Origin of the sequence: Streptomyces sp. NPDC055962, assembly GCF_042270185.1 — a bacterium.
Taxonomy (GTDB): Bacteria; Actinomycetota; Actinomycetes; order Streptomycetales; family Streptomycetaceae; genus Streptomyces.
The window spans coordinates 593,107-605,248 of the sequence record NZ_JBHJYN010000002.1 but is presented as its reverse complement, the minus strand read 5'-3'; the positions used below and the strand labels follow the sequence as shown (position 1 = coordinate 605,248).

The window sequence follows — 12,142 nt, the reverse complement described above, 5'->3', positions numbered from 1 at the left end:
CCGCCGGGTCAGTCCACCAGGTCCCGTACGACGGCGTCGGCCAGCAGGCGGCCGCGCAGGGTGAGCACGGCGCGGCCCTCGGTGTACGGCCCGGGCTCCAGCAGCCCGTCCGCCACCGCACGGCCGGCCGCGGCGAGCCCGGCGGGCGCGAGCAGCGAGAGCGGGCAGCCCTCGACGAGGCGCAGCTCCAGCAGGATGCGTTCGACCCGCCGGTCCTCGTCGCCGAGGATCTCGCGGCCGGCCCCGGGCGAACGGCCCTCGGCGAGGGCCTGCGCATAGGCGCCGGGGTGCTTGACGTTCCACCAGCGCACCCCGCCGACGTGGCTGTGCGCCCCTGGCCCGGCGCCCCACCAGTCCGCCCCGCGCCAGTACAGCTCGTTGTGCAGGCAGCGGCCCTCCGGCGTACGGGACCAGTTCGACACCTCGTACCAGGAGAAGCCGGCCGCGGCCATCGCCTCGTCGGCGATCAGATAGCGGTCCGCGTGGACGTCGTCGTCCGTCATCGGGACCTCGCCCCGGCGGATCCGTCGGGCCAGCTGGGTCCCCTCCTCGACGATCAGCGCGTACGCCGACACGTGGTCGGGCCCGGCGCCGATCGCCGCGTCCAGGGAGGCCCGCCAGTCGTCGTCGGACTCGCCGGGGGTCCCGTAGATCAGATCGAGGTTGACGTGCTCGAAGCCCGCCTCGCGGGCCTCGGCGACACAGGCCTCGGGCCTGCCCGGGGTGTGGGTGCGGTCCAGGACCTTCAGGACGTGCTGCCGGGCGCTCTGCATGCCGAAGGAGACACGGTTGAAGCCGCCCTCCCGCAGCGCCGCCAGGTACGCCGGATCCACGGACTCCGGATTGGCCTCCGTGGTGATCTCGGCGTCCTCGGCCAGCCCGAACTCCTCCCGGATCGCCGCGAGCATCCGGACGAGGTCGGCGGCGGGCAGCAGCGTCGGCGTACCGCCGCCGACGAAGACCGTGCGGACCGGACGGGGGTCGTCGCCGAGGACCTTGCGGGCCTGGCGCACCTCCTCGACCAGGTGGGCCGCGTAGTTGTCCCGGGAGGCGAGGGCGCCGCCGGAGCCGCGCAGCTCGGTCGCGGTGTAGGTGTTGAAGTCGCAGTAGCCGCAGCGGGTGGCGCAGTAGGGCACGTGCAGGTAGAAGCCGAGCGGACGGCCGGCGGCGCCTTCCAGGGCATGGCGGGGCAGCGCCCCGTCGTCGGGCACGGGCTCACCATCGGGCAGTACGGAAGGCATACCGTCCATTGTCACTCGCCGGCGGAGCTGCCCCGCACATCCGCGCGACGGCCCTCGTCGACCTGGATCACCAGCAGGGCCAGGTCGTCGTCGGGCGGCCGTTCGGCGAAGGTGTGGACGGCCCGCTTGATGCGGTCGGCTATCCCGGCGGCCGGAAGCCCCGCGCAGCCGGCCAGGACCCGCGCCAGGCCGTCGCCGTCGTCGAACATCAGCCGCCCCGACCGCCGCTCCGTCACCCCGTCGGTGACGCAGAGCAGGCTGTCGCCGGGTTCCAGGTCGAAGCTCTGGCTGTCGTACGCGACGTCCTCGACGACTCCGAGCAGCACCTGTGACTCGGCGGCCGGGCGTACGGAGCCGTCGGGGCGCAGCAGCAGCGGGAGCGGGTGGCCCGCGCTCGCCACGGTGCAGCGCACACCGCCGTCGGGAAGCGGCACGAGGTCGCCGTACAGCAGCGACAGGAAGCGGGACTGGGATCCGTCCTGCATCTCCCCGCCGCCCTGGAGCTGCTGGCCGCCCGCCGCCGCGACCATGAGGGCCGCGGCCTCCGCCGCTTCCATCGCGTCGTCGAGGAGGAGCCGGTTGAGGCGGTCGAGGACCTCGCCGACGCGGAAGCCCTCCCGGGACAGCAGGCGCAGCCAGGGGCGGGCCAGGCCCGTGACGACGGCGGCCTCGGGGCCGCTGCCCTGGACGTCCCCGAGCACGAAGCACCAGCGGCCGCCTGGGCACGGGAACAGGTCGTAGAAGTCGCCGCCGACCACGCCGTCGTCCCCGGGCTCGTACACGAGCGCGCTGGTGACACCGGGTATCTCGGCGACCTTGCTGGGGAGCAGGCCACGCTGGAGGATGCGGCTGATCGTGGCCTGGCGGGTGTAGGCGCGGGCGGCACCGACCGCGAGGCCGACGCGGCGCACGAAGTCCGCGAGGAGGGCGGCCACCTCGTCGGGGATGTGGTCGGTGCCCTCACGGCCCACGAGGACCGCGCCCAGCGTCCGGCCCCCCGAGACGATGCGGTGGGCGAGAGCGGCCCCTGCGCCGTCGCCGCGCCCCGGTGCGGTGCCTCCGGGCCAGGGCATGGGCACCGGGCCGGTACCGACGCTCCCGGGTAAGCGGAGGGGCTCCTTCTCCAGTGCGGGGCGCAGCAGCGCGGTCCGCGCCTCGTCGCTGTGCCAGACGCCCGCGAGGCGGGGCACCGCCGACGGGCCGCCGCCCTCGCTCTCCAGCCATATCGCACACCAGTCGGCGAGGCGGGGCACCAGGAGGGGGCCCGCCGTCGAGGCCACCAGGTCCTCGTCGAGCTGGCCCGCGAGCAGCCCGGAGGCCTCGGCCAGGAAGGCGGGTCCTCCGCGTCCGGCCCACTCCGCGTCGTCGCGTGCGGCGTGCCCGGCCGCGGGGGTGGCGGTCCCGCCGGCGCCCCGCGCGCGGGTGGCGCCGTCGACGGCCTGGACGTCGGGCATGCCGTAGCGGTCGTCGCCCAGGAGCCGGGCCCAGACGGTCTTGAGCCCGGTGCGGTAGGTGATGCCCCAGGACTCGGCGAGCGTGGCGACGAGTTGCAGCCCCCGGCCGTACTCGGCCGGGTCGGGGCGCTCGGCACGGCCGTCGCGCACCGACCGGGCGGGGTGGTGGTCGGTGATCTCCAGCACCAGGGCGGCCGGCTCGGGTCCGGCCGAGTCCTCCAGCCTGAGGAGCAGCTCGACCGTCGTACCTGCGTGGACGACCGCGTTGGTGACCAGTTCGCTGGCCACCGTCAGCGCGTCGTCGGTGAGCCGTTCACCGAACTCGCCGGTGGACGGCAGACCGCGGCCCGTCCAGTCGCCGAGCGCCGCCCGGACGAATCTGCGGGCCGCGGCCGAGGCTTGCGGGATGCCGGGCAGGCTCGTGCGCGCGACCGGACGCGCGCCCTCGCCCTGACCTGCGACGACGGTGCCGGGACGCTGGACGATGTCCCGCTGCAAGGGAATGGGCCCCACGGTGCGGCTCCTGACAGTCTCGCGAAACGCCGCTGACGTATCCCGACAGAGTGACAGACCGGGCGTGCCCATAAGCGCCGAGTGACGCAAGTGGCCGGAGTCGAACAGGAACGGCGGCGGGGCCGGTGCGCGCACCCGCGCCCACCGGCCCCGCTCCGACGTGCTCGTCGGCCGTCACGCCTCGCGGGAGCCCGCGTACATGTCGTCGATGAGGTCCTTGTACTCGCGCTCCACGACCGGCCTCTTGAGCTTGAGGCTGGGCGTCAGCTCACCGTGCTCGATGTCGAGGTCGCGCGGGAGCAGCCGGAACTTCTTGATGGTCTGCCAGCGCTGGAGGCCCTCGTTGAGCCGCTTCACATAGCCCTCGATGAGCTCCACGGCCTGGGGGGAGGCGACCACGTCGGCGTACGGCTTGCCGCCCAGGCCGTTCTCCTGCGCCCAGCCGAGGATGGTCGGCTCGTCGAGTGCGATGAGGGCGGTGCAGAAGTTACGGTCCGCGCCGTGCACCAGGATGTTGGAGACGAACGGGCACACGGCCTTGAACTGGCCCTCGACCTCCGCCGGGGCGATGTACTTGCCGCCGGACGTCTTGATCAGGTCCTTCTTGCGGTCGGTGATCCGCAGATAGCCGTCCTGGGAGAGCTCGCCGATGTCGCCGGTGTGGAACCAGCCGTCGGACTCCAGCACCTCGGCGGTCTTCTCCGGCAGCCGGTGGTACCCCTCCATGAGGCCGGGGCCACGCAGCAGGATCTCGCCGTCGTCCGCGATCCGGACCTCGGTGCCGGGGAGCGGCTTGCCGACGGTTCCGGTGCGGTAGGCCTCGCCCGGGTTGACGAAGGAGGCGGCGCTGGACTCGGTGAGCCCGTAGCCCTCCAGGATGTGGATGCCCGCGCCGGAGAAGAAGAGGCCGATGTCGGGGGCGAGCGCGGCGGAGCCCGAGATGCAGGCGCGGAGGCGGCCTCCGAAGGCCTCCCGGATCTTCGCGAAGACCAGGGTGTCGGCGACCTTGTGCTTGGCCCCGAGGGCGAAGGGGACGGAAGCCTTGCCGGTCCGGCGGAAGTTGTCCTGCGAGACCTTCGCGTGCTCGCGGGCGACCTCCGCCGCCCACTGGAAGATCTTGTACTTGGCGCCGCCGCCCGCCCGCGCCTTGGCGGCGACCCCGTTGTAGACCTTCTCGAAGATGCGGGGCACGGCCGCCATGTAGGTCGGCCTGACCACCGGAAGGTTCTCGATGATCTTGTCGACGCGGCCGTCGACCGCGGTGACGTGGCCGACCTCGATCTGGCCGGACGTGAGGACCTTGCCGAAGACGTGGGCGAGCGGCAGCCAGAGGTACTGGACGTCGTCGGAGTTGATCATCCCGGTCGAGACGGTCGCCTTGGCCATGTACGACCAGTTGTCGTGCGGCAGCCGTACGCCCTTGGGGCGGCCGGTGGTGCCCGAGGTGTAGATCAGGGTCGCCAGCTGGTCGGCCGTGATGGCCGCGACCCGCTCGGTGACCGCGTCCGGGTGCTCGGCGAGGTACTCGGCGCCCCGGGCCTCGAGCTCGGCCAGCGTGAGGACCCATCCCTCCGGATCGCCCTCCGCCGGCCCGGCTCCGGCGGGGTCGATGACGACGACATGGGCCAGGTCCGGCAGCGAGGCCCGGCTCTCGCGGGCCTTCGCCAGTTGCGCGGCGTCCTCGGCGATCAGCACACGGCTGTCGGAGTCGGCGAGGATGAAGGCGGACTCCTCGGTGTTCGTCGACGGGTAGACCGTCGTCGTCGCGGCGCCCGCACACATCACCCCGAGGTCGGCGAGGATCCACTCGACGCGGGTGGAGGAGGCGAGCGCGACACGCTCTTCCGGACGGACACCCAGACCGATCAGACCGGCCGCGATGGCGTCGACCCTCTCGGCGGCCTGCGCCCAGGTCAGCGACTTCCATTCGTCCGGACCCTGCCCCGAGGCGGCCGGCACGGGAAAGCGGTACGCCTCTCCGTCCGGGGTGGCCTTCACCCGGTCGATGAAGAGGGCCGCCACGGAGGGCGGTCGGCTATCGATCAAGGTCTGTGTGTCGCTCACGACGTCCTCCGGGCCTGCGGCATTGCTACGACCGGCTTATGGGTGCTGCTGCTTGTATGTCCTGCTTCTCGTGCCCGCTCGGCCTGCTTGTTTAACTGGCGAGTAACTAACGGGTGGTGATCAGAGTAGAGCGCGCGGGACCGTCACGTAAGAGGCAACGGGCCGCCGCTTGATAACGAACCGGGCCCCTGCGCGGCGGATGTCCGCGGCACAGGGGCCAGTTGGGCTACTCCCGGGTACGCACGAAAACGTACGCCCGGGTGGTCCGGTCCGGACGGGGCGGGGCGCCGCTTCCCGGCCTCGCCCCGCCCCGGGTGAGGGCTACTTCTTGGCCTTGCTCTCACCGGCCGACTCGTCGGTCGACAGGACGGAGATGAACGCGTCCTGCGGCACCTCCACGTTGCCGACCATCTTCATCCGCTTCTTGCCTTCCTTCTGCTTCTCCAGCAGCTTCCGCTTACGGGAGATGTCACCGCCGTAGCACTTGGCGAGGACGTCCTTGCGGATGGCGCGGACGGTCTCACGGGCGATGACCCGGGAGCCGATGGCCGCCTGGATCGGCACCTCGAAGTTCTGCCGGGGGATGAGCTTCTGCAGCTTGGCGACGAGCCGGACACCGTACGCGTACGCCTTGTCCTTGTGCGTGACCGCCGAGAAGGCGTCGACCTTGTCGCCGTGCAGCAGGATGTCGACCTTGACGAGCTGGGCGGACTGCTCCCCCGTGGGCTCGTAGTCGAGCGAGGCGTAACCGCGGGTCTTGGACTTCAGCTGGTCGAAGAAGTCGAAGACGATCTCGGCGAGCGGCAGGGTGTAGCGGATCTCGACCCGGTCCTCGGAGAGGTAGTCCATGCCGATCAGGGTGCCGCGCCGGTTCTGGCAGAGCTCCATGATCGCGCCGATGAACTCGCTCGGCGCCAGGACCGTGGCCCTGACGACCGGCTCGTGCACCTTGTCGATCTTGCCCTCGGGGAACTCGCTCGGGTTGGTCACGACGTGTTCGGAGCCGTCCTCCATCTCCACGCGGTAGACCACGTTGGGGGCGGTGGCGATGAGCTCCAGACCGAACTCGCGCTCCAGGCGCTCACGGATGACGTCGAGGTGCAGCAGGCCGAGGAAGCCCACGCGGAAGCCGAAGCCGAGCGCGGCGGAGGTCTCCGGCTCGTACACCAGGGCGGCATCGTTGAGCTGGAGCTTGTCGAGGGCCTCGCGCAGGTCCGGGTAGTCGGACCCGTCCAGGGGGTAGAGCCCCGAGAACACCATCGGCTTGGGGTCCTTGTAGCCGCCCAGGGCCTCGGTCGCCCCCTTGTTCAGGGAGGTGATGGTGTCACCGACCTTGGACTGCCGGACGTCCTTCACACCGGTGATGATGTAGCCGACCTCACCCACGCCGATGCCGTCGGCCGGGGTCATCTCCGGGGAGGAGACACCGATCTCCAGCAGCTCGTGGGTGGCGCCCGTCGACATCATCTTGATGCGCTCGCGCTTGTTGAGCTGGCCGTCCACGACCCTGACGTAGGTGACGACGCCGCGGTAGGCGTCGTAGACCGAGTCGAAGATCATCGCGCGGGCGGGGGCGTCCGCCTGGCCGACCGGGGCCGGGACGTCCCGGACGACCCGGTCGAGCAGCGCGTCCACGCCGACGCCGGTCTTCGCGGAGACCTTGAGCACATCCTCCGGCTGGCAGCCGATGAGGTTGGCCAGCTCCTCGGAGAACTTCTCGGGCTGCGCGGCGGGCAGGTCGATCTTGTTGAGCACCGGGACGATGGTGAGGTCGTTCTCCATCGCCAGGTAGAGGTTGGCCAGCGTCTGCGCCTCGATGCCCTGGGCCGCGTCGACCAGGAGGACTGTGCCCTCGCACGCCGCCAGGGAGCGGGAGACCTCGTAGGTGAAGTCCACGTGGCCCGGGGTGTCGATCATGTTGAGGATGTGGGTCGCGCCCTTGTCCTCGCCCTCGGTGGGCGCCCACGGCAGACGGACCGCCTGGGACTTGATGGTGATGCCGCGCTCGCGCTCGATGTCCATCCGGTCGAGATACTGGGCGCGCATCTGCCGCTGGTCGACCACTCCCGTCAGCTGGAGCATCCGGTCGGCAAGAGTCGACTTGCCGTGGTCGATGTGCGCGATGATGCAGAAATTGCGGATCAGCGCCGGGTCGGTACGGCTCGGCTCGGGCACGTTGGTAGGAGTCGCGGGCACGCAGGGTCCTGATTCTTGAGACGCCGGACGCCGTGTCTCGGGTCGATGTCGGGTCGGACGGATCGATACGTAGCCTCCATGGTCCCACGCCCGCGGGGCCGGGACCGGTTTGGGCCGGTCCGAGGGTGACTGCTACCGTGGGCAGCTGTGCCTCGTGGCCCTCAGAAGCGGCGTGGCGCACATAGGAGATCCAACGAACCTGAAAAGGCTCTTTCGTGGCGAACATCAAGTCCCAGATCAAGCGGAACAAGACGAACGAGAAGGCGCGCCTGCGCAACAAGGCCGTCAAGTCCTCGCTCAAGACCTCGATCCGCAAGGCCCGTGAGGCTGCCGCTGCCGGTGACGTCGAGAAGGCCACTGTGGCCGTCCGTGACGCGTCGCGCCAGCTCGACAAGGCTGTCTCGAAGGGTGTCATCCACAAGAACGCCGCCGCCAACAAGAAGTCGGCGCTGGCGCTCAAGGTTGCCGCCCTCCAGGGCTGAGCTACTGATGTGATCGCCGGTACGGACCCAGCGGGCCCTCTCTCCCGCTCCTGACCGGCACCCCGCGCCGCACACCGAACCTGCGTTCGCCACGCGGGTGCGGCGCAACCAAGCGTGAATCGAAGGCCCCGGCCCTCGTCCTCCCCAGGACGACGGCCGGGGCCTTCGTTCGTGCTCGGGGGTGGGAGGTGGGGGACGGCGGCGGTCATGGGCCGGGCAGGGGAAGGCGTCCGCGGTCGTCGGCCGTGCCGAGGCGGGCGACGGCGAGCATCGGCCGTGCACAGGAAGGGCCGCGCGTGTCGTCGGCTGCGCAGGGGAAAGCGGCCACGGCGAGAGGGGCCGCGCAGGCACCGGCTGCGGCGGGAGGGCGGCTGCGGTCGTCGGCCACGGCGAGAGGGGCCGCGCAGGCACCGGCTGCGGCGGGAGGGCGGCTGCGGTCGTCGGCCACGGCGAGAGGGGCCGCGCAGGCGCCAGCTGCGGCGGGAGGGCGGCTGCGGTCGTCGGCCACGGCGAGAGGGGCCGCGCGCCTCGTCGGCCGCGGGGAAGGGCCGGCGCGGGGCCTGACCCGGCTCTCGGCGGCCTCGCCGGAAATCCGGGTGAGCGGGGCGCTCCGCCCGGGCCTCAGCGGCCGCCTGAGCGGGCCGCGCGGGCGACGGCGACCACGGCCTTCTCCAGGGCGTACTCGGGGTCGTCCCCGCCTCCCTTGACACCCGCGTCGGCCGTCGCGACCGCGATCAGCGCCACCGCCACCCCGTCCGGTGTCCATCCCCGCATCTGCTGACGGACCCGGTCGATCTTCCAGGGCGGCATCCCGAGCTCACGGGCCAGGTCCGCGGGACGTCCGCCCCGGGCCGAGGAGAGCTTGCCGATCGCCCGGACACCCTGCGCGAGGGCGCTGGTGATCAGCACGGGCGCGACACCGGTGGACAGCGACCACCGCAGCGCCTCCAGCGCCTCCGCGGCACGTCCTTCGACAGCCCGGTCGGCGACGGTGAAGGACGACGCCTCCGCCCGGCCCGTGTAGTAGCGGCCGACGACGGCCTCGTCGATGGTTCCCTCGACGTCCGCGACCAGCTGCGAGACGGCGCTCGCCAGCTCCCGCAGATCGCTGCCGATGGAGTCGACCAGGGCCTGGCACGCCTCGGGGGTCGCGGAGCGCCCGAGGGCCCGGAACTCCGACCGTACGAAGGACAGCCGCTCGGCCGGCTTGGTCGTCTTGGGGCACGCCACCTCACGCGCGCCCGCCTTCCGTACCGCGTCGAGGAGACCCTTGCCCTTGGCTCCGCCCGCGTGCAGGAGCACGAGGGTGATCTCCTCGGCGGGTGCGCCCAGGTAAGCCTTGACGTCCTTGACGGTGTCGGCGGAGAGGTCGTGCGCATTGCGCACGATCACCACCTTGCGCTCCGCGAAGAGCGAGGGGCTGGTGAGCTCGGCGAGCGTGCCGGGCTGCAACTGGTCCGGGGTGAGGTCGCGGACGTCGGTGTCGGCGTCGGAAGCACGCGCCGCGGCCACCACCTGCTGCACGGCACGGTCCAGGAGCAGGTCTTCCTGGCCCACGGCGAGCGTGACGGGGGCGAGCGGATCGTCGGTGGAACTGCGTCTGGTGGCCATCGCGGTCCAGCATCCCACGGCCCTGTGACATCGCTGCGGGGCCGCCGCCCCGGCGTACCTCCCGTGGCCGGGCGTACCGGAGAATGAGCGGGTGAGCGATGTGAGACATGTACTGGTGCTGCCCGACCGGGACACGGCCGAGGAGGTCGCGGGGGAACTGCACGACCGGTTCGGGGTCACCGAGGAGCCGCAGCTGGTCCGGGACGCCCTGGCCGGTGAGGACGACGCCGAGGACGCCCAGTGGCTGGTCGTGGTCGAGGACCCGGCGGCACGGCTGGACTCCGCGGCGCTCGACGCGTTCGCCGCGGAGTACGAGGGATGGCTCGAAGCCCCGTAGGCACGCGGTCGCACTCCTGTACGCGCGGTCGGCGGGCACCGGGTGGCGGTCCGGGGCGCCTGGGGTGCCCTGGGCTCCTGAGAGAGCCGGGGATCGTGGGGGCCGGGGATCGTGGGGGCCGGGGATCGTGGGAGGAGCGGGGATCCTGGGTCGTCCGGGGCACCTGGGGCCCTGGGCACCTGGGCACCTGGGGCGTCCGATCAACCGGATGAACCCGATGAACCGGATCCGGGCGTCAGCATGTGGGAGCTCGTCGGCTCGTGGGGACGATCAGCTCTTGGGGACGATCTGGATGCCCATCTCGATCTTGATGCTCGGTCCGACCACGGCGATGCCGCGTGCCGGCATCGTCTGCCAGGTCAGGGTGAAGTCCTCGCGGTGCAGCTCGGTGGTCACCCGGCAGGCGGCCCTGGTCTCGCCAGGCCGTTGCCGAGGCCCAGGTACCGGGTGTCCAGCGTGATGGTGCGGCTCACCCCGTGCAGGGTGAGCGCTCCAGTGACACCCCAGCGTGTGCCGCCGCGGTGGACGAAGCGCTCGCTGTAGAACTCCAGGGCCGGAAACCGCTCGACGTCGAGGAAGTCGCCGGACCGCAGGTGGTCGTCGCGTATCCGGACGTTCGTGTCGATCGACGAGGCGTCGATGACGACGGCATGGCGGAATCCTCCATACGGTCCGCGATCCGCACGGCGCCGGCGAAGGTGTTGAACCTTCCGTGGATACGGGCCATCCCGATACGACGCGCGGTGAATTCGATCTGGCTGTGTGTCGGCTCGATCTCCCATTCGCCCGGGTCGGGGAGCTGCGGGGGGTGGGATGCCTGGAGGGAGACGTCGCCGAGGTTCGCGTGATCCCCCTCCCCCACGGTGACCGAACCGTGGAAGGGGGTGAAGCCGTCAGCCGTGACACCCAGGCGATAGTCGCCCGCCGGGACCGTGACGACCAGGTTCCCGAAGGGATCCGTCTCCCCGCCGAGCACCCTCGGCCCACCCTGTCGGTGAGGACGAAATCGGCCTGGCGCACGGGCTCGGAGACCGGGTCCAGCACCCGGCAGCTCAGCATTCCGGCGTTGGGCGGCAGGAGTTGGCCGACAGCGGTACCGCTCTGAGTGGTGCCGGACTTCGCTCTGCTGTCTCGCCAACGGCCGAACATGCGCGTACTCCCCAGGGCAGTTCCCACCTCGGACCCTGACAGCCGGACGTCGTTGTCGGAACAGCGGCCCGCCGACGAATACGCATTCGTTCCTCATTGCGACGTTCGAGACAAACGCCGCAGCTCAACGGGGTTTGTGGCGAGCTGTACCCACCTGTGCGGCGCTGTACACAGGTATGCCTGTAGGCCCCTATTGCCCGTAAGGCAGGTGCAGACCCGTGCGCGCGTCGAGAACTGTCACCCGGTCAGAGGGATTCGCCGCGTGGGCGGTTGGGTGAGGACGATCCCGAAGTGATCACGGTAGGCGGCGAGCACCTCGGTGTCGTCGCCCAACTCCTCCTCGTGCCGTACGCCCCGCACGGTGGTGATCAGGGTGTGGTCCCGCAGCGTCACCCGGCCGTCCTCGGTACGCCGGGAGCAGATGAGGGACCGGGTGAAGTGGGAGTCCGGTGAGGTGCGGTGGTACCACGCTCCTGCCCGGAAGTCCGCCAGTACGCGCGGCCGCAGATCCAGGCGGAACTGTCGGGAGCCGTCACGCAGCAGGTCGAGGTCTCCCTGCGGCGCCTCCCGGAAGCGGAACCTGCCGCAGGGATCGTCCTGTTCGGTGCGGACGTCCAGCTGGAGCGGGTGCAGCGCGTGATCTCCGAACCCGACATCGGCGAGCCATGGCCCTGTGCCGTCATCGGTCTCCACACGCAGCGCGACGTGGTCGTACGGGACGCCGAGGTGCCCTCCGTCGCCGAAGACCCGCGCCTGGAGCAGGGTGACGCGGAATCCGAGGGCGCGCAGCAGCGAGGCGAAGGCGCCGTTGAGCTCGTAGCAGAAGCCGCCGCGACAGTCCGTAACGATCTTGTCGACGAGCTTCCCCTCCTCCAGGACGATGTCCTGGAGGAGGTGGATCGAGAGGTTCTCGAAGGGAACGGTCGTCAGGTGGCGGAGCTGCAGCTCCCGCAGGGCCTCCGAGTCGGGGAGGGTGGGACGGGCGGCACCGATGTGCTCCAGGTAGGCGTCCACCCGAGCAGGGGCGAGCGTGCGGGACGGCTGCGGAAGCTCCTCGTTCATACCGGAAGTCTGTCGCGGTACACCGGGCGGCGC

Annotated in this window: 8 protein-coding genes and 1 pseudogene; 2 read left to right on the top strand and 7 right to left on the bottom strand. The window is 71.3% G+C overall.

The window, feature by feature from the left end; translation table 11 throughout:
* Positions 1-8: 8 nt before the first annotated feature.
* The 4 genes from hemW to lepA all read right to left on the bottom strand — a co-directional run bounded on the left by hemW (position 9) and on the right by lepA (position 7,468).
* A complete protein-coding gene (gene hemW / locus ACFC51_RS07875; protein ID WP_376527536.1) occupies positions 9-1,241 on the bottom strand; it encodes a radical SAM family heme chaperone HemW in 1,233 nt (410 codons plus the stop codon).
* A gap of 11 nt (positions 1,242-1,252) precedes the next feature.
* Positions 1,253-3,208, bottom strand: coding sequence for a SpoIIE family protein phosphatase (locus ACFC51_RS07870; RefSeq protein WP_376368576.1), 1,956 nt, complete (start codon positions 3,206-3,208; stop codon positions 1,253-1,255).
* Between the two features lie 174 nt (positions 3,209-3,382).
* Positions 3,383-5,272, bottom strand: a complete 1,890-nt coding sequence (locus tag ACFC51_RS07865; RefSeq protein WP_376368577.1) for an AMP-dependent synthetase/ligase — start codon at positions 5,270-5,272, stop codon at positions 3,383-3,385.
* A gap of 321 nt (positions 5,273-5,593) precedes the next feature.
* Complete coding sequence (gene lepA / locus ACFC51_RS07860) at positions 5,594-7,468, bottom strand: translation elongation factor 4 (protein ID WP_376368578.1); 1,875 nt, start codon at positions 7,466-7,468, stop codon at positions 5,594-5,596.
* 215 nt (positions 7,469-7,683) lie between these two features.
* Here lepA and rpsT point away from each other — a divergent pair, with 215 nt between their 5' ends.
* Positions 7,684-7,950 carry a 30S ribosomal protein S20 gene (rpsT, locus tag ACFC51_RS07855; RefSeq protein ID WP_014156344.1) on the top strand — a complete coding sequence of 89 codons (267 nt, stop codon included), beginning with the start codon at positions 7,684-7,686 and terminating at the stop codon, positions 7,948-7,950.
* A 621-nt stretch (positions 7,951-8,571) separates the two neighbouring features.
* On the opposite strand, the gene holA is transcribed toward rpsT, so the two are convergent.
* On the bottom strand, positions 8,572-9,561 hold the full coding sequence (gene holA / locus ACFC51_RS07850; protein ID WP_376527533.1) for a DNA polymerase III subunit delta: 990 nt from the start codon (positions 9,559-9,561) through the stop codon (positions 8,572-8,574).
* Between the two features lie 91 nt (positions 9,562-9,652).
* On the opposite strand from holA, the gene ACFC51_RS07845 reads away from it, so the two are divergent.
* Positions 9,653-9,898: a hypothetical protein gene (locus tag ACFC51_RS07845; RefSeq protein WP_376368580.1), complete on the top strand. Its 246-nt coding sequence runs from the start codon at positions 9,653-9,655 to the stop codon at positions 9,896-9,898.
* A gap of 270 nt (positions 9,899-10,168) precedes the next feature.
* Here ACFC51_RS07845 and ACFC51_RS07840 read toward each other — a convergent pair.
* Positions 10,169-11,047, bottom strand: a pseudogene (locus ACFC51_RS07840) (YceI family protein).
* A gap of 237 nt (positions 11,048-11,284) precedes the next feature.
* The gene (locus tag ACFC51_RS07835) at positions 11,285-12,109 is read right to left on the bottom strand and encodes an arylamine N-acetyltransferase (RefSeq protein ID WP_376527530.1); all 825 of its coding nucleotides are present in this window, start codon (positions 12,107-12,109) and stop codon (positions 11,285-11,287) included.
* Positions 12,110-12,142 lie beyond the last annotated feature (33 nt).